A 16523-nucleotide genomic window follows, 5' to 3' on the forward strand; every position below is an offset into this window, starting at 1 on the left:
CAAAGCGGCGTTTTGATCAAGGCAATTATGTCACGTTTTATATTACAGCACGTGTACCGAGGCGGTGTTGGTGGTGCCGCTCGGCACCAGCGCGCCGGAAACCATCACCACGACGTCGCCTTTCTGTGCCAGGCCGCTGGCCAGCGCGGCCTCTTTACCGATGCGGTAGAAGTCGTCGGTGGAGGCGATTTCCTTGACCATCTGCGGGATAACGCCCTTGCTCAGCACCAGCTGATGCGCGGTGGTCTGGTTGGTAGTCAGCGCCAGGATAACCGCGTTCGGGAAGTATTTACGCACGGATTTTGCCGACTTGCCGCCGCTGGTGGCGACGACGATCAGCGGCGCATCCAGTTTTTCGGCGGTTTCAACCGCGCCGCGGCACACCGCTTCGGTGATGCGCAGCTTGCGGCGATCGTTCAGGGTGTCGATACGGCTAGGCATCACGCGATCGGTACGTTCGCAGATGGTCGCCATGATGTTGACTGCTTCCAGCGGGTATTTGCCCTTGGCGCTCTCGCCGGACAGCATGACGGCATCGGTGCCGTCCAGGATGGCGTTGGCAACGTCGCCGGCTTCCGCGCGGGTAGGGCGCGGGTTTTTGATCATGGAATCGAGCATCTGGGTGGCGGTGATCACCACTTTACGCGCGCGGTTGCATTTCTCGATCATCATCTTTTGGGCGAAAATCACTTCTTCGACCGGGATCTCCACGCCCAGATCGCCACGGGCAACCATGATGCCGTCGGACGCCTCGAGGATTTCGTCGAAGTTGTTCAGGCCTTCCTGGTTTTCGATCTTGGAGATGATCTGGATCTGCTCGCCGCCGTGAGCTTTCAGGTGTTCGCGGATCTCCAGCACGTCAGAGCGCTTGCGGATGAAGGACGCCGCCACGAAGTCGACGCCTTGCTCACAGCCGAAGATCAGGTCGCGTTTGTCTTTCTCGGCCAGCGCAGGCAGCTGGATGGAGACGCCCGGCAGGTTAACGCCCTTGTTTTCGCCCAGGTCGCCGTTGTTCAGCACCTTACAAATGACTTCGTTCTCGGTCACGTTGGTGACTTCCATGCCGATCAGGCCGTCGTCAACCAGCACGGTGTTGCCGATCTTCAGGTCGGCGGCGAAGCCGGCGTAGGTGACTGCCACGCGATCGCTGTTACCGATCACGCTCTGGTCGGTGGTGAAGGTGAAGGTTTGGCCGGCGACCAGCGAGGCGTCTTTACCGCCTTCCAGTTTCATGGTGCGAATTTCCGGGCCTTTGGTATCCAGCAGGATGCCGGCGTTGATACCGGTTTTCGCCATCACGGCGCGCATGTTCTTGATGCGGTTGCCGTGCTCTTCATAGTCGCCGTGAGAGAAGTTGAGACGCATCACGTTCATGCCCGCATTGAGCAGGTTGGTCAGCATTTCTTCCGATTCGGTTTTTGGACCGATGGTACAAACAATTTTGGTCTTTTTCATGGCGGAGTTTTCTACAAGTTGTGATGGATAAAAAAACGAATTTGACCGGCGTTGTTTACGCCGATAGGGAATTTGAGCCGCGTCTGGTGGTGAAAAACATAGTTAAGGATAGGTGACGACAGTTGAAGTGGGGCGGAAAAATTCAGCCCGCGTGGGGGCGCGGGGATGCTGCGCAACGGGGTAAGATTACATCGTGTTGTTATTGCGTTTTCGCAGATCAAGGGCTGAAACCATTCAACTGATAGACGTTGCGCATTATAAAGGCTAAGCGGCGGGAAACAAAATAAAAAACCGCTGCTGCGCGGCGGATATGTCAAAACGGGGGCAAATGTGGCGCAAATGCAACGCGTTGCGGGCCGCTTGTTGCGCAAATAACCTTGCTGTAAATGCAGATTTAACGCGTTTGGGGAATTTCCAACAGCACGCCGGCGCTTAGGCAGAAGCAGCCGCTGGCGACGTTGGCCGGTAAGATCAGGCTCTCGCCTGCCTGAACCACCCGCGTGTCGCCGCCGAGGGTAAACTCGAATTCACCGGATATCACCCGGGTTTGCAGCGCGTGCGCGGGCTTTTGCAGCTGGCCGAAGGCGCCGGCCTCGAAACGCACTTCCGCCGCCGGTGAACCGTCGCTCATCACGCCTTCACGGCGGGCAAGGCCATTGTCGAGCGGTAAAAAGGCGGTTTTGGCGGTAAAGGTGGTCATGTGGCGTTCCTGGTGGCTGATGGCGGTAGCACGGCGCGATCGACATAAAAGTCAGGCGGTCGGGCAGAGACGAAACAACGGGAAGTATAACGCGATAGGGGGAGAGATGAATCAGCAATATGGTGCGTCCGAGTGGACTCGAACCACCGACCCCCACCATGTCAAGGTGGTGCTCTAACCAACTGAGCTACGGACGCACTGCACTGCTTCTGAAATTTGGTGCGTCCGAGTGGACTCGAACCACCGACCCCCACCATGTCAAGGTGGTGCTCTAACCAACTGAGCTACGGACGCACTGAACTGCTTCAGGAATTTGGTGCGTCCGAGTGGACTCGAACCACCGACCCCCACCATGTCAAGGTGGTGCTCTAACCAACTGAGCTACGGACGCATCTTTTCCTGTCTGTCATGGCTGACAGCGGGGACGAATATTAACGAGCTACCCGCGTGCTGGCAAGGGGAAAAGCGCAATTTTATTCGGTATTTCACGCGATTGCTGAGGTTGTGCGCAGTCCGGCGTTTTTTTCCGCAAACCGCAGCCCGGCCGGGGATGAAACCGGCCGGGCGCGTGCTCAGCGCGTGGATCGCTGCAGGATGACGGCGGTCGGCTGTTTCTGCAGCCAGCGCATGCGCAGCGCCATCATGATGGCGGCGAAGGTCAGGCCGATGATAAAGCCGATCCAGAAACCGCTTGGCCCCATCGCCGGCACCACTGCGTCGGTTAACGCCAGCAGATAGCCGCTCGGCAGGCCCAACACCCAATAAGCGATGAAGGTGATGAAGAAGATCGCGCGGGTGTCTTTATAACCACGCAGCACGCCGCTGCCGATCACCTGGACAGAATCCGAGATTTGGTACAGCGCCGCCAGCAGCATCAGCTGCGAGGCCATCGCCACCACCGCCGGGCTGTCGTTGTACAGCAGGGCGATCGGTTCGCGGAAGGTGGCGGTAAACAGCGCGGTGCAGACGGCCATGGTGATGCCGACGCCGATGGCGGAGTAGGCGGCGACGCGCGCGCCTTCTACCGAGCCTTCCCCCAGCCGGTAACCGACGCGGATAGTGGCGCCGACGCCCAGCGACAGCGGCAGTACGAACATCAGCGCGCTGAAGTTAAGCGCGATCTGGTGGCCGGCGACCGCGACGATCCCCAGCGGCGAAACCAGCAACGCCACCACGGCAAACAGCGTGACTTCGAAGAACAACGCCAGCGCCACCGGCATGCCGATGCCGATCAGGCGCTTCAGCGCCGCCCAGTCCGGGCCGCCGAGATCGCCCGTCTGGCGTTTGATGTCGCGCTGCGACGGTGCGCGCTTCACGTACCAGCGCATCATCAGGAACATAAACCAGTAGACGCTACCGGTGGCGACGCCGCAGCCGACGCCGCCCAGCTCCGGCATACCGAACTTGCCGTAGATAAAGATGTAGTTGATGGGGATATTCACCAGCAGGCCGAGGAAGCCGATCACCATGCCGGGCTTGGTTTTGGACAACCCTTCGCACTGGTTGCGCATCACCTGGAAGAACAGGTAACCCGGCGCCCCCCACATGATGGCGTGCAGATAACCGACGGCTTTATCCGCCAGTTGCGGATCGATGTTGTGCATCATGTCGATGACGAACTTGCAGTTATACAGCACCACGATCAGCAGCGCGGACACGCCTGAAGCCAGCCAAAAACCCTGGCGAACCTGGTGAGCGATGCGATCGCGCCGCCCGGCGCCGTTGAGCTGGGCGATAACCGGAGTCAGCGCCAACAGCAGGCCGTGGCCGAACAGGATGGCCGGCAGCCAGATTGACGTGCCGACCGCAACCGCCGCCATGTCGGTGGCGCTGTAGGCGCCGGCCATGATGGTATCCACCACGCCCATGGCGGTTTGTGATATTTGCGCGATGATGACCGGGATAGCGAGAGCCAATAAACTACGCGCTTCAATTAAGTACTTCTGCACGCATACACCTTTCTATTTATATATGTGGGAGGGAGGGCTGCCGCGAGAGGACAACAATTAAAATAGCGGAATTTTGTCAAAAATATTGTACCTGCTCGGCGTCGTTAAGCAAACGCCGCAGATAAATAGTTATTAAATGCGCAGGCACGCGTTTTTTGCCGTCGCGGATTTGGTTTTCAGCGCCAACTGGGGCAAACTGCCGGAAGCGTTTTAACCTATTTAGTAAGAAGAGGCACATATGTTCACCGGTATCGTACAAGGCACCGCGCCGCTGGTCGCCATTGATGAGAAACCCAATTTCCGCACCCACGTGATCGAGATGCCTGCCGAGCTGTTGCCGGGGTTGGAGCTGGGCGCGTCGGTGGCCCATAACGGCTGTTGCTTGACCGTGACCGCGGTGGAAGGCAACCGCGTCAGCTTCGATTTGATCAAGGAAACGCTGCGCCTGACCAACCTCGGCGATTTGGCGCTGGGCGACATCGTCAATATCGAGCGCGCAGCGAAATTCAATGACGAAATTGGCGGTCATTTGATGTCCGGCCATATTATCTGTACGGCGGAAGTGGCCAAGATTTATACGTCGGAAAATAACCGCCAGGTATGGCTGCGCATGCCGAATGCAGAATTGATGAAATATGTGCTGCACAAAGGTTTCATCGGTATCGACGGCATTAGCCTGACCATCGGCGAAGTGGTGAATAACCGTTTCTGCGTGCACCTGATCCCGGAAACACTGGAGCGCACCACGCTGGGTAAGAAACGCCTGGGTGACAAGGTGAACATCGAAATCGATCCGCAAACGCAGGCGGTGGTGGACACCGTCGAGCGCGTGCTGGCCAACCGCGAAGCGACGCTGGCTGCGGCGATGGCGCAGGCACACAAAGACTGACAGCGATTCTGGCCTTGCCGCCGGAATCGAATCATAAGCAGAGAGGAGAAACGCGTGAAGTTTTATGGGAAAACGTTATTGTTAACCGCGTTGCTGGCGCTGAGCGCCTGCAGCAGTTCACCTGAGCAGGGCGCCGGCGCGCAAATGGCCGATGCGGACGATACCTGCGGCGCTTCGCAGTATCAAAACTTCGTCGGCAAGCCGATGACTTCGCTGGAAGGCGTGCGGATCGAATCTAAGGTGCGCGCCATTCCGTACAACTCTGCCGTTACCATGGATTTCAACCTGCGCCGTCTGAACTTCCTCGGCGATCGCGACGATAAAATCATTCGCGTTTACTGCGGTTAACCCGCAGGGGCCGAAAGAGCAAAAAAAAGCCCCGGCGAGGTTGTTGCCGGGGCTTTTTTATCGGGGGAACATTCAGCGGGCGACGCGAATGCCGCCTTCAACGCCTTTCGGGCTGAACACCACCTGCCACAGCTGCAGATCGCGTGCCCGGAACGCGCCGGCGCATGCGTTCAGGTAATAGCTGAACATTCGCTCGAAGCGTTCGGAATAGCGTGGGGCAAGCTGCGGCCACGCCTGTTTGAAGCGCTCGAACCAGGCCATCAGCGTGCGATCGTAGTCGGCACCGATGTTGTGCCAGTCCTCCATCACGAAATGGCCTTCACTGGCCTGAGCGATGTGGGTCACCGACGGCAGGCAGCCGTTCGGGAAAATGTACTTGTTGATCCAGGGATCGACGTTCATGTCGGTTTTGTTGGAGCCGATGGTGTGCAACAGGAACAGGCCGTGCGGCGCCAGATTGCGCTCCACCACGTCAAAATAGGTGCGGTAGTTTTTCGGCCCGACGTGCTCGAACATGCCGACGGACACGATGCGGTCGAACTGCTGATGCAGATCGCGATAATCCTGCAGCAGGATCTGCACATCCAGCCCGGCGCAGCGTGCCTGAGCCAGCTTCTGCTGCTCGGCGGAAATGGTCACGCCAACCACCGACACGCCGTAATTTTTCGCCGCATAGGCGGAGAGACCGCCCCAGCCACAACCGATGTCCAGCAAACGCATGCCTGGCTGCAGCTGCAGTTTTTCACAGATCATCCGCAGCTTGGCTTCCTGCGCTTCTTCCAGCGTGGTAGCGTCTTTCCAGTAGCCGCAGGAGTATTGCATGTAGGGATCGAGCATCAGGGTAAACAGATCGTTGCCGAGATCGTAATGTTCTTTGCCGACGATCCAGGCACGCTTTTTCGATTGCAGGTTGGTCAGGCGTGCGGCGGCGATACGCAGAGTATCTTTCAGGTGGTGGGGGAGTTTCTTCTCCAGCCCGGCACTGACCACGCGCTGGAAGAACATATCCAGCCGTTCGCACTCCCACCAGCCGTCCATATAGCTTTCGCCAAGGCCCAGCGACCCTTGCTGCAAGACACGTTTAAAGAAATCGGGGTTTTTAACCTGAATATCGAAGGGGCGCGAACCGTTGATTTCAATGCCGGCCAAGCCGAGCATTTCATGCGCGATACGGTACCATTGGTTGTCCTGGATGCTCAGATCTTCTATACACGATGAACTCATAGCTTCTCCATCACCTTCTTCTGACTGATGACCCGTTAGGAAACAGCTTAGACAATTTCTGCGGGTGCATACGTTTACCGGCGGAAAATAGGCCCGCGGCGTCTGATATCCGACTATGAACAGAGGAAATTTTAAGAAGCTACCCGGCGCTAACGGCGCGGGATAAACGCGTCCTTAAAAAAAGTGTGACGCAAGGCGCGTACACAATAGCTGATTGAGATATAGAGATTATAAGGTGTTACTTTACAAGGTTGTTTTTGAGTATAGGCGTGCCGAGGCCTTGACTCAACTGTAAATCGCAATCGGCACGCATATTCTTTAAGTGATTATTAAACTTGGCAATTATGACGCTGAGTTAGCATGTTCCCGCTGCGCCTTTTGCTGCGTATCGGCCGCTTTGCCCCGCTGCAGGAAATACCCCAGCGCGGCCAGGATCACCGTAGACACCATCACCGTTACCGTCGCCAACAGCGGCTGGGCAATAAACGCCGACACCAGCATGCTCGCCACAAAGCACAGTCCGAGCTGCAGCGTATTTTGCAGCGCGGCGGCCTTGCCGCTGCTTTCCGGGAACGGCATCAGCGCATTCGCTACCATGATCGGGTAACCGGCGCCGTTGACCAGCGCCATCACGCAGAACGGGATCAGCAGCGTGGAGAGCGTCGGATCGGTCAGGGTCGCCACCAGATACAGCGCCACCATGCTGACACCATAAGCTACCAGCAGCCACGGCAGTAGGGTTTTGCCATTGATGCGTTTGAGTGCGGCGCGGCAGCCGTAGCCACCCAGAAGGAAGGCCAGCGTTTGCGGCACATAGCTCAGGCCGATGTCGCTCGGGCTGTAGCCCATGTCGCCGAGAATGAACGGCGAGCCGGTGAGCCAGGCGAAGAAGCCGGCCGAGCAGGCGGCGTACATGGCGACATTGCCGCTGAACACCGGGGATTTCAACAGTTGCCAAAAGCTGACGCCGTTTTGTGGCGCGTCGGCGGTGGGTTGCGTTTTGTCGCGTTCTTTGAGCATCAGCGTCGGCAGCAGCAGCAGCGCGGTGATGACCAACAGCGCGGCGAAGATTGCGCGCCAGCTGGCGTGGTTCAGCAACCAGGCGCCAAGCAGTGGTGCCAGTGCCGGCGATAGCGCGACCAGCGGCATAATGGTGGCGAATACGCGGTTGGCCTGGCCTTCACGGTAGCGGTCGACCACCAGCGCTTGCCAGATGGCGGCGGCGGCACAGACACCGACGGCCTGAATAAAGCGCAGGATCCAGAGCTGCACGGCGTTTTCTACCCACAGCATACCCAGGCAGCCGAGAGCGAACAGCGCCAGGCCGATCAATAATACCGGTTTGCGGCCCAGACGGTCGGAGAGCGGTCCCCACAGCAGCTGCGCAAAGGCGAAGCCGGCCAGGAAGATACTCAGGCTGGCGCTCACCGCGCCGGCGGAAATTTGCAGTTCCTCCCGCATGGCGCCGAAGGCGGGCAGGTACATATCGGTCGCCAGATAACCCAGCATGCTCAGGCCGGCGAGGTAGAACATAAAGCCAAAGGAATTTCGCATGGTATTTCTCGTTAATATTTTAGTGTCGCAGGTTTTTAGCGCCGGTCAGTGTATCCGGCTGGATCTCTGCTTGTGAAACGGTAATATTTGCAAAGTGCTGTTAAAAAAATTGAAGGCAAAACGATGTGGTCTGAATATTCTCTTGAAGTCGTCGACGCGGTGGCGCGCACCGGCAGTTTCAGCGCGGCGGCGCAGGAATTGCACCGGGTCCCGTCGGCGGTCAGCTATACCGTACGGCAGCTGGAGCAATGGCTGGCGGTGCCGCTGTTTGAGCGGCGTCACCGCGATGTGGAATTGACACCGGCCGGTGCACTGTTTATCAAGGATGCGCGAGCTGTTATCAAAAAAATGCTCGACACCCGCCGTCATTGTCAGCAGGTGGCCAACGGTTGGCGCGGCCAGCTGAATATCGCGGTGGACATCATCGTCAAACCGCAACGCAGCCGCCAGCTGGTGTTGGATTTCTACCGTCATTTCCCCGACGTTGAACTGATGCTGCAACCCGAGGTGTTCAACGGCGTGTGGGATGCGCTGGTGGACGGCAGGGCGGACATGGCGATCGGCGCCACGCGCGCGGTGCCGGTCGGTGGCGGCTTCGCCTTTCGCGACATGGGTTATATGAACTGGTTGTGCGTGGTCAGCCCGCAGCACCCGCTGGCGCAGTTGGCGGGGCCGCTGAATGACGATCAACTGCGGCCGTATCCTTCGCTTTGCCTGGAGGACACCTCGCGCAACCTGCCCAAGCGCGTCACCTGGACGCTGGATAACCAGCGGCGACTGGTGGTGCCAGATTGGACTTCGGCACTCGACTGTTTGTGCGCCGGGTTGTGCGTCGGCATGATGCCGGCGCATCGGGCACTGCCGCGGGTGCAGCGCGGTGAGCTGAAGGCGTTGCAGCTGCAGCAACCGTTTCCCGCCAGCCCTTGCTGTCTGACCTGGCAACAGGATAAACCGTCACCGGCGATGAGCTGGCTGCTGGCGTATCTGGGCGATGGCGAGACGCTGAATCAGGAGTGGTTGAGCGAGGCGGAACCGGAAGCCGCGCAGGCTTCCGGCGCGGGGGATTAGCGGCGGTAGTCGATGAACGGGCCGTCGGCGACAGAGCGGCGTTCGACCAGCTTAGGATGCACTTCGATCACCTGTGACTCTTCGCGTTTGCTGATGATGCGATCCAGCAGCATGGTGAAGGCCATTTCGCCCAGGCGCTCTTTAGGCTGATGAATGGTGGTCAGTGCCGGGGTAAAGTAGCGGGCGTTGCGCACGTTGTCGTAACCGATCACGGAAATATCCTGCGGCACTCGCAGCCCCAGCTCGTCGGCGGCGCAGATGGCGCCCATCGCCATGATGTCGCCGCCGCAGAATACCGCGGTCGGTCGTTGTTTTTGCGACAGGATTTGGTGCATCGCCTTATAGCCGGACTCCGGTTCGAAGTCGCCCTGAACGATCCACTCTTCGCGAATCTCGATATGTGCTTCCTGCAGCGCCTTCATAAAGCCCTGATGACGGCCGCCGCCGGTGTTGCGCGACAGCTGGCCCGGAATGGCGCCGATATCGCGGTGGCCACGCTCGATCAGGTAACGGCCGGCCAGATAGCCGCCTTCGAAGGCGTTATCGATGATGGTGTCGGTGAAGTCGCCACGCGCGGCGCCCCAGTCCATCACCACCATCGGGATGTTGCGGTAGTCTTCCAACATGCCCAGCAGCTGATCCGGGTATTCGGAGCACATAACCAGCAGGCCGTCGACGCGCTTTTGCGCCAGCATCGCCAGGTAGGCGCGCTGCTTGTCCAGATTGTTGTGCGAGTTGCACAGGATCAGGGTGTAGCCTTTGCTGTAGCAGCTGTTTTCCACCGCTTCGATCACTTCGGCGAAGTAGGGCGCTTCGCTCGAGGTGGCCAACAGGCCGATCGACTTGGTGTGATTGACTTTCAGGCTGCGCGCCACGGCGCTCGGCGAGTAATGCAGCTCTTTGATGGCGGCCCACACGGCCGCTTTGGTCTCTTCGGCGACGAAACGAGTCTTATTGATGACGTGCGAAACGGTGGTGGTGGAAACGCCCGCGCGTTTGGCCACATCTTTAATCGTTGCCATGTAAGGAATGACTCCTGAACTCACATGTTTACAGCATGTAAGTGTGATGTTAATCGTTTGCCTGCGTAGATCCTTCTCCAGAGAAGCGAAAACTGAGTTTTTAGTGTGTTGAAGTCTTCAGCGCTTAATCAGGAGGGGCATGGATGCCGGTACGCAGTTGTGAACTGCGAATTTTGTCGCATATTGAACAAAAGTGGAAGAGGTAATCGAGATTATAAACCGGGAAATGATAACAAGATTTTATCGGCGAACTGTGGGAAAATGATTTGACGTACTAATTGTGCGCCTTTTATCCTTAGGAAAGCCCATTTTAAAGGAGTTGTCATGGATACCGATCTGAAGATGTCGCTGTTCACCACCGTTTGTGCGTTGGCGATGATCATCGCTTTCAGCTTTGTCGCTGCGTTGAACTGATTTCCCGCCAGTTTTAAAAAAGGCGCAGCCACGCTGCGCCTCGTCACTTAGGCAAGGCCTGCGCTTACGCCAGGTTTTCCGCCGCGAAAGCCCAGTTGACCAACGCCCAGAAGTTTTCCAGGTATTTTGGACGCGCATTGCGGTAATCGATGTAATACGCGTGTTCCCATACGTCAACGGTCAGCAGAGGTTTGTCTTCACCGGTCAGCGGGGTGGCCGCATTGGAGGTGTTGACGATCGCCAGCGTGCCGTCCGGTTTTTTCACCAGCCAGGTCCAGCCGGCGCCGAAGTTTTTCACTGCGGCATCGGTGAACTGCTCTTTGAACGCAGCGAATGAGCCGAAGGATTTGACGATCGCCGCCGCCAGTTCGCCCTGCGGTTCACCGCCGCCCTGTGGCGACAGGCAGTGCCAGTAGAAAGTGTGGTTCCACACCTGTGCTGCGTTGTTGAAGACGCCGCCGTTAGAGGTTTTGATGATCTCTTCGAGCGATTTGCCCTCGAACTCGCTGCCTTTCACCAGGTTGTTCAGGTTAACCACGTAGGTGTTGTGGTGCTTGCCGTAGTGGTATTCCAGGGTCTCGGCGGAGATGTGCGGCTCGAGCGCGTTTTTCTCATACGGTAATGCAGGTAATTCAAACGACATTGCTTCCTCCTTTACGGCGCCACTCGCTTCCCGCCGGGGCGAGAGCCATATGGGCCGTTTTTTATTGTGGTCATTCAATCTTAACAATTTTCATCATAAAAAACAGGAGGAAAAGCGAGAAATGCGCGTGGGGAAGTGCGATGGGCGATAGCTTGAGCAGGCGGTTGCGACCGGGGCCGCAACCGCGCAGAACAGGGTATTAACGAATGGTTTTCGGCGTCACTACGCGGCGTGCGCCGATATAGTGGTTTTGCCAATAGTCGTTGTCGAGCTGGCTGATGCGGATCTCTTCGCCAGTGCGCGGCGACTGGATGAATTTGCCGTTGCCGAGGTAGACGCCGACATGGTCCGCCACGCCGCGGTTATTGATGCGGAAGAACACCAGATCGCCGCTTTCCAGTTCGCTTTTCTTGATCGGCGCTGCGTCGCGCAGGTGATACATCTCGTTGGCGGTGCGCGGCATCTTGATTTTCACTACGTCTTTATAGGCGTAATAGATAAGGCCGCTGCAATCGAAGCCGGTACGCGGCGAGCTGCCGCCCCAGCGGTAAGGTTTGCCCATCTGGCCCATCAGCTTGGCCATTGCGGTCTGCTTGGCGTGCTGGTAACGTTTTTTGTGCGCCGGGCTCAGTTTCAACGGCTTATCTTCACGCGCCAGCTTGGCGGTGGCCATGCCGGCTTCGCGGTGGCGGCCGTAGCCTTTTTTATAGCCCTTTTTCGGCGGGGTGACTTTAATCTTGGCGGTTTTCTGCACTTTGGCCTTGGGTTTGGCGCTGGCGATCTTTTTCGCGCTTTTCTCGGTTTTGGCCTTGGCGGTCTTGGTTTTTTTCTCGGGGGCCGTCACTTTGGCTTTTTTAGCGGCTTTGTCCGCCTTCTTTTTTCTGCGGTCATCAGGCCGCGCTTCATTAGCATGGCTTTTACGCTGCTCGGCGGCAACACGCGCCTGTGGCGCAGCGTGCGCCAAATTGAAGAAGAGCTGCGTAAACAGCAGCGCAAAGAGCGTAAGAATTAAACGCATGTCGACGTCACCAACCTTGGCCCCGAAACGGATATCGAAAGAGTCACAGTATTCCCGAATTTCGCCATATAAAACAGCGAAGAACTCATAAATAATAATCCATATTGTGAGAAAACGTTAATGACATTTTTTTTGCTTCAAAATCAGCCCGTTGATGTATGAAAAAGCGCCAATCGGCGGCGATGGATATAATTAATCCGCGCCGTCATCTCGGCGCAATATATTAGTGAAATGGTCGGATTAAAAATGTTATTCTCAGCGTATGTTTTGACCGGAATGACGTGGCCGGTGAAACGCGATCGGCAGCGGGCGAATATCCTTGCAAAAGATGGCGTTTTCTTGCGACTGTTCCAGCCGCTACAATAGCCCGCGTGATGCATGTTGTAGCCATGAAATGTGGCTTGAGGAAGCAATAAATGACGACGACACTTGAAAAAATTCAGCACCAAATCGCTGAAAACCCGATTCTGCTGTACATGAAAGGTTCGCCTAAGCTGCCGAGCTGCGGCTTCTCCGCACAGGCTGTGCAAGCGCTGTCCGCCTGCGGCGAACGTTTCGCCTACGTGGATATTCTGCAAAACCCGGACATCCGCGCCGAGCTGCCAAAATACGCCAACTGGCCGACGTTCCCGCAGCTGTGGGTAGACGGTGAGCTGGTCGGCGGTTGCGATATCATCATCGAGATGTATCAGCGCGGAGAACTGCAGCAGCTGATCAAAGAAACGGCAGAAAAGTATAAAGCGCAGGAAGACCAGCAGTCTTAATCGACAGACTTGCGGTTATCGCGTTACGGGCGGCGCCAGTGCAAACTGGGCCGCCTTTTTTGTTGAGCTTATTCGGCGAGATCGCCGGCGGGCAGCGGCCAGCCGCCGAGACGTTTCCAGCGGTTAACCAGCTCGCAAAACAGCAGGGCGGTTTGTTCGGTGTCGTACAGTGCGGAGTGCGCTTGGCTGCTGTCGAACGGCATGCCGGCGGCGATGCAGGCTTTCGCCAGCACCGTTTGGCCCAGCACCAGGCCGCTCAGCGCGGCGGTGTCGAAGGTGGCGAACGGATGGAACGGGTTGCGCTTCAGGCCGGCACGCTCGGCTGCGGCCATCAGGAAGCTGTGATCGAAATTGGCGTTGTGCGCCACGATAATGGCCCGGTTGCAACCGCGATCCTTAAGCCCTTTGCGCACCGCTTTGAAAATGGCGTGCAGTGCGTCATATTCGCTGACCGCGCCGCGCAGCGGATTGTGCGGATCGATGCCGTTAAACGCCAGCGCTTCCGGCTGCAGGTTGGCGCCCTCGAAAGGCTCCACGTGGAAGTGCAGGGTCTCGTCCTGCTGCAGCCAGCCGTCTTCATCCATTTTCAGCGTCACGGCGGCGATCTCCAGCAACGCATCGGTATTGGCGTTGAAGCCGGCGGTTTCAACATCTATTACTACGGGATAAAACCCACGAAAACGACCACTCAGGGCGTTAAGATCACTTTTCTCGGCCATCAGTTTCTTATCTTCATCGAATGCAGCGCGCATTATGGCAAATTTTGCGCCCGGTTGCAGGCGCTATCGCGCGGAGAGTCAGCAGGGCGCAGTGCGCGCCCTGAAGGGGAGGCTTAGTGGCCGAGGCCCTGACCGGCGTGTTTGTTTTCGATCAGCTCGATTTTGTAGCCGTCCGGATCTTCGACGAAGGCGATTACCGTGGTGCCGCCTTTCACCGGGCCGGCTTCGCGGGTGACCTTGCCGCCTGCGCGGCGGATGCTGTCGCAGGTGGCGGCGACGTCGTCCACGCCCAGCGCCAGGTGCCCGAAGGCGGTGCCCATGTCGTAGCTGTCGGTGCCCCAGTTATAGGTCAGTTCGATAACTGCGCCTTCGCTCTCTTCCGTATAACCGACGAAAGCCAACGAGTATTTGTACTCTGGGTTTTCGCTGGTGCGCAGCAGGCGCATGCCTAATACCTTGGTATAGAAGTCGATGGAGCGTTGCAGGTCACCGACGCGGATCATGGTATGGAGTAAGCGCATAATTCCTCTGAATTGACTGTGCCGTGGCAGACGGCGGGTGGATTGAAGCACAAGCGAGTATAGCCTTGTCCCGCAAGGGAATTCAACGTGACGAGCGGGTGACAATGTCACTTACTGGCTTTCCGTCGGAGGTGTCTAAGTATTGATCGAGCTCGCCGATCAATACAGAGTAATTGATCTGCACAATCAATTATCTATTTAGGCGGCAAGCGTGTAAAAATTGAACGGCAGTAGAGAACAACACCAGGGAACACCGGCCCGCCCCGCGCGGGCTTTTTTGTGTGCGGCGCATAAAAAACGGCCAGGCAAAGTTGCGTGGCCGTATGGGTCAGGACGGGTTATTTCGCCAGAAACGGATAGTCGGTATACCCTTCGGCGCCGCCGCCATAGAAGCTCTCCGGCTTAGGCTCATTCAGCGGTGCATGCTGACGGAAACGCTCTACCAGATCCGGGTTGGCGATGTAACTGCGGCCGAAGGCCACCGCGTCGATGAAGCCTTTTTCGATCAACGCTTCGGCTTTTTCGGCGGTGTAAGCACCGGCGCCGACGATCACCCCTTTAAAGTGGGCGCGCACCGAGTCGCGGAAGGCGTCGGAATACGGTTTGCCGCCGGCCCAGTCCGGTTCGGAGATGTGCAGGTAGGCGATGTTGCGCTTGTTCAGCTCTTCCACCAGATACAGCGCCGCTTCTTCCTGATCTTCACCGTTGTCCAACCCGTTGAACGGCCCCAGCGGCGAGATGCGGATGCCGATGTGCTCGGAGCCCCATTCGGCGACCGCCGCATCAACCACTTCCAGCGTCAGACGGGTGCGATTCTCGATGCTGCCGCCGTATTGATCGGTACGTTGGTTAGAGGCCGGTGACATGAACTGGTGCAGCAGATAGCCGTGGGCCGCATGCAGTTCGATGAAGTCGAAGCCGGCTTCCCGCGCGTTGGCGGTCGCCTGGCGGAAATCGTTGACGATGCCCGGGATCTCGCTGGTTTCCAGCGCGCGCGGCGTGGAGGTTGGCACGCGCACCCAGGCGCCGGTTTCATCACGCACGGTGGTGCGGGTTTCGGCGTTAATCGCCGAAGGGGCGACCGGTGCTTGCCCACCCGGTTGCAGGCTGTTGTGGGAGATGCGGCCTACGTGCCACAGTTGCACGGCGATATGGCCGTTTTTGTCATGCACTGCCTGTGTGATGTTTTTCCATGCGGCGATCTGCTCCGGCGTATGCAGCCCCGGCGCCCCGGCGTAGCCTTTCGCCTGGAAGGAAACCTGCGTCGCTTCGGTCACGATCAGGCCGGCGCTGGCGCGCTGTGCGTAATATTCCGCCATCAACGGCGTAGGAATATCGCCCGGTTCGATGCTGCGCAGACGCGTCAGCGGAGCCATAAACACGCGGTTGGGCAGGGTGATGGCGCCAACCTTCAGCGGAGAGAGCAATTTTTCAGTCTTCATAGTGCATCCTGTATTTAATAGACCGGTCGTCTAGTAATGGGCGATAAAAGAACCACGAACAGCATTTTCAATAAAAATAAAGTGTTATCGTTACGCTTGCGGTGGCCGAAGCAGCAACTCAATGCTTTCCAGCGCGCTGGTCAACGGTGCCAGCGAGTGGCGGATCTTGGCGCGCAGCGAGGCGCCGAGCCACAGTGAATACAGCGTCTCTGCGGTCGCCGCCGGGCTCATGGCTACCGACAACGAGCCTTCTGCGATACCGCGCTCGATGGCCTCTTGCAGGTGACCGATCACGCGGGCGGTACCCGTTTCCAGCGCATGGCGCATCGGTTCCGACAGATCGCTCACCTCGGCGGAAAGCTTCACCGCCAGGCAGGCGTTGTGGCATTCGCTGCGGCAGTGGTAGCTGATGGCCTGGGCGTAATAGCCGAGCAGCTGATGGCGGGCATCGCCGTGCTTATCGGCAAACAGCGCCTGCATTTCTGCATCATAATGCGCGAAATAACGCTGCAACATCGCTTCGCCGAAGGCTTCCTTCGAGCGGAAATAGTGGTAGAACGAGCCTTTCGGCACGCCCGCAGTGGCCAGCAGTTCGCTCAGCCCCATGCCGGTGAAGCCCAGACGGAGGCTGAGAGTTTCGCCGGTGGCGAGCAGATGTTCACGTGTGTCCACGTTGCAATGCGTTGATTTGGTCATCATGGTGTCGAGCATAATAGACCGATTGGTCTAGGTCAATGGGAATAAAAAAACCGGCGCACAAAACGCCGGTTGTCTGCAAACTATTGTGCCCCAG

17 protein-coding genes and 3 tRNA genes are annotated in these 16523 nt (G+C 57.8%); 5 read left to right on the forward strand and 15 right to left on the reverse strand.

Annotated features, from left to right (window positions below):
* Window positions 1–42: 42 nt before the first annotated feature.
* From pykF to EGY12_RS17640, 6 genes are all read right to left on the reverse strand, one after another.
* The gene (gene pykF / locus EGY12_RS17615) at window positions 43–1455 is read right to left on the reverse strand and encodes a pyruvate kinase PykF (RefSeq protein WP_038870996.1); all 1413 of its coding nucleotides are present in this window, start codon (window positions 1453–1455) and stop codon (window positions 43–45) included.
* 394 nt (window positions 1456–1849) lie between these two features.
* Window positions 1850–2155 (reverse strand): cupin, encoded by a 306-nt coding sequence (locus tag EGY12_RS17620; RefSeq protein WP_123894794.1) that lies wholly within the window; start codon window positions 2153–2155, stop codon window positions 1850–1852.
* Window positions 2156–2275: 120 nt separating this feature from the next.
* A tRNA-Val gene (locus EGY12_RS17625) sits at window positions 2276–2352 on the reverse strand.
* A gap of 20 nt (window positions 2353–2372) precedes the next feature.
* Window positions 2373–2449: transfer RNA gene (locus tag EGY12_RS17630), tRNA-Val, on the reverse strand.
* Between the two features lie 20 nt (window positions 2450–2469).
* Window positions 2470–2546 (reverse strand) — tRNA-Val (locus EGY12_RS17635).
* 181 nt (window positions 2547–2727) lie between these two features.
* On the reverse strand, window positions 2728–4104 hold the full coding sequence (locus EGY12_RS17640; RefSeq protein ID WP_123894795.1) for an MATE family efflux transporter: 1377 nt from the start codon (window positions 4102–4104) through the stop codon (window positions 2728–2730).
* 238 nt (window positions 4105–4342) lie between these two features.
* Here EGY12_RS17640 and EGY12_RS17645 point away from each other — a divergent pair, with 238 nt between their 5' ends.
* Complete coding sequence (locus tag EGY12_RS17645; protein WP_123894796.1) at window positions 4343–4993, forward strand: riboflavin synthase subunit alpha; 651 nt, start codon at window positions 4343–4345, stop codon at window positions 4991–4993.
* Between the two features lie 54 nt (window positions 4994–5047).
* Window positions 5048–5341 carry an I78 family peptidase inhibitor gene (locus tag EGY12_RS17650; RefSeq protein ID WP_123894797.1) on the forward strand — a complete coding sequence of 98 codons (294 nt, stop codon included), beginning with the start codon at window positions 5048–5050 and terminating at the stop codon, window positions 5339–5341.
* A 72-nt stretch (window positions 5342–5413) separates the two neighbouring features.
* Here EGY12_RS17650 and cfa read toward each other — a convergent pair whose 3' ends face one another.
* Together cfa and punC are read right to left on the reverse strand one after the other, a co-directional pair.
* Window positions 5414–6565 carry a cyclopropane fatty acyl phospholipid synthase gene (gene cfa / locus EGY12_RS17655; protein ID WP_123894798.1) on the reverse strand — a complete coding sequence of 384 codons (1152 nt, stop codon included), beginning with the start codon at window positions 6563–6565 and terminating at the stop codon, window positions 5414–5416.
* A 342-nt stretch (window positions 6566–6907) separates the two neighbouring features.
* Window positions 6908–8119, reverse strand: a complete 1212-nt coding sequence (punC, locus tag EGY12_RS17660) for a purine nucleoside transporter PunC (RefSeq protein WP_123894799.1) — start codon at window positions 8117–8119, stop codon at window positions 6908–6910.
* A gap of 123 nt (window positions 8120–8242) precedes the next feature.
* Here punC and punR point away from each other — a divergent pair, with 123 nt between their 5' ends.
* On the forward strand, window positions 8243–9187 hold the full coding sequence (punR, locus tag EGY12_RS17665; RefSeq protein WP_048233572.1) for a DNA-binding transcriptional activator PunR: 945 nt from the start codon (window positions 8243–8245) through the stop codon (window positions 9185–9187).
* Here punR and purR read toward each other — a convergent pair.
* Window positions 9184–10209, reverse strand: coding sequence for an HTH-type transcriptional repressor PurR (gene purR, locus EGY12_RS17670; protein WP_049200355.1), 1026 nt, complete (start codon window positions 10207–10209; stop codon window positions 9184–9186). The genes punR and purR overlap by 4 nt on opposite strands.
* Window positions 10210–10533: 324 nt before the next feature.
* On the opposite strand from purR, the gene EGY12_RS17675 reads away from it, so the two are divergent.
* Complete coding sequence (locus EGY12_RS17675) at window positions 10534–10623, forward strand: YnhF family membrane protein (RefSeq protein ID WP_094143265.1); 90 nt, start codon at window positions 10534–10536, stop codon at window positions 10621–10623.
* A gap of 64 nt (window positions 10624–10687) precedes the next feature.
* Here EGY12_RS17675 and sodB read toward each other — a convergent pair whose 3' ends face one another.
* Together sodB and EGY12_RS17685 are read right to left on the reverse strand one after the other, a co-directional pair.
* Complete coding sequence (sodB, locus tag EGY12_RS17680) at window positions 10688–11266, reverse strand: superoxide dismutase [Fe] (RefSeq protein ID WP_123894800.1); 579 nt, start codon at window positions 11264–11266, stop codon at window positions 10688–10690.
* A 199-nt stretch (window positions 11267–11465) separates the two neighbouring features.
* On the reverse strand, window positions 11466–12284 hold the full coding sequence (locus tag EGY12_RS17685; protein ID WP_123894801.1) for a C40 family peptidase: 819 nt from the start codon (window positions 12282–12284) through the stop codon (window positions 11466–11468).
* A gap of 416 nt (window positions 12285–12700) precedes the next feature.
* Between EGY12_RS17685 and EGY12_RS17690 the strand changes: the two genes are divergently transcribed.
* A complete protein-coding gene (locus EGY12_RS17690; RefSeq protein ID WP_004931329.1) occupies window positions 12701–13048 on the forward strand; it encodes a Grx4 family monothiol glutaredoxin in 348 nt (115 codons plus the stop codon).
* Between the two features lie 68 nt (window positions 13049–13116).
* Here EGY12_RS17690 and rnt read toward each other — a convergent pair whose 3' ends face one another.
* The 4 genes from rnt to EGY12_RS17710 form a co-directional block, all read right to left on the reverse strand.
* A complete protein-coding gene (gene rnt, locus EGY12_RS17695; RefSeq protein ID WP_038874795.1) occupies window positions 13117–13800 on the reverse strand; it encodes a ribonuclease T in 684 nt (227 codons plus the stop codon).
* An 80-nt stretch (window positions 13801–13880) separates the two neighbouring features.
* Window positions 13881–14288, reverse strand: a complete 408-nt coding sequence (gene gloA, locus EGY12_RS17700) for a lactoylglutathione lyase (protein WP_123894802.1) — start codon at window positions 14286–14288, stop codon at window positions 13881–13883.
* 338 nt (window positions 14289–14626) lie between these two features.
* Complete coding sequence (locus EGY12_RS17705) at window positions 14627–15730, reverse strand: alkene reductase (protein ID WP_038874797.1); 1104 nt, start codon at window positions 15728–15730, stop codon at window positions 14627–14629.
* Window positions 15731–15820: 90 nt separating this feature from the next.
* Window positions 15821–16441: a TetR/AcrR family transcriptional regulator gene (locus EGY12_RS17710; RefSeq protein WP_371415362.1), complete on the reverse strand. Its 621-nt coding sequence runs from the start codon at window positions 16439–16441 to the stop codon at window positions 15821–15823.
* Window positions 16442–16523: the final 82 nt, after the last annotated feature.

Origin of the sequence: Serratia sp. FDAARGOS_506, assembly GCF_003812745.1 — a bacterium.
Classification (GTDB): domain Bacteria; phylum Pseudomonadota; class Gammaproteobacteria; order Enterobacterales; family Enterobacteriaceae; genus Serratia.

Excerpts from the sequence above, each read along its gene's own strand:
- punC (WP_123894799.1), bottom strand. The coding sequence starts at position 8,119 with ATGCGAAATTCCTTTGGCTTTATGTTCTACCTCGCCGGCCTGAGCATG.
- EGY12_RS17620 (WP_123894794.1), bottom strand. The coding sequence starts at position 2,155 with ATGACCACCTTTACCGCCAAAACCGCCTTTTTACCGCTCGACAATGGC.
- EGY12_RS17705 (WP_038874797.1), bottom strand. The coding sequence starts at position 15,730 with ATGAAGACTGAAAAATTGCTCTCTCCGCTGAAGGTTGGCGCCATCACC.
- purR (WP_049200355.1), bottom strand. The coding sequence starts at position 10,209 with ATGGCAACGATTAAAGATGTGGCCAAACGCGCGGGCGTTTCCACCACC.
- pykF (WP_038870996.1), bottom strand. The coding sequence starts at position 1,455 with ATGAAAAAGACCAAAATTGTTTGTACCATCGGTCCAAAAACCGAATCG.
- EGY12_RS17690 (WP_004931329.1), top strand. The coding sequence starts at position 12,701 with ATGACGACGACACTTGAAAAAATTCAGCACCAAATCGCTGAAAACCCG.
- EGY12_RS17645 (WP_123894796.1), top strand. The coding sequence starts at position 4,343 with ATGTTCACCGGTATCGTACAAGGCACCGCGCCGCTGGTCGCCATTGAT.
- gloA (WP_123894802.1), bottom strand. The coding sequence starts at position 14,288 with ATGCGCTTACTCCATACCATGATCCGCGTCGGTGACCTGCAACGCTCC.
- EGY12_RS17710 (WP_371415362.1), bottom strand. The coding sequence starts at position 16,441 with ATGCTCGACACCATGATGACCAAATCAACGCATTGCAACGTGGACACA.
- sodB (WP_123894800.1), bottom strand. The coding sequence starts at position 11,266 with ATGTCGTTTGAATTACCTGCATTACCGTATGAGAAAAACGCGCTCGAG.
- rnt (WP_038874795.1), bottom strand. The coding sequence starts at position 13,800 with ATGCGCGCTGCATTCGATGAAGATAAGAAACTGATGGCCGAGAAAAGT.
- cfa (WP_123894798.1), bottom strand. The coding sequence starts at position 6,565 with ATGAGTTCATCGTGTATAGAAGATCTGAGCATCCAGGACAACCAATGG.
- EGY12_RS17685 (WP_123894801.1), bottom strand. The coding sequence starts at position 12,284 with ATGCGTTTAATTCTTACGCTCTTTGCGCTGCTGTTTACGCAGCTCTTC.
- punR (WP_048233572.1), top strand. The coding sequence starts at position 8,243 with ATGTGGTCTGAATATTCTCTTGAAGTCGTCGACGCGGTGGCGCGCACC.
- EGY12_RS17675 (WP_094143265.1), top strand. The coding sequence starts at position 10,534 with ATGGATACCGATCTGAAGATGTCGCTGTTCACCACCGTTTGTGCGTTG.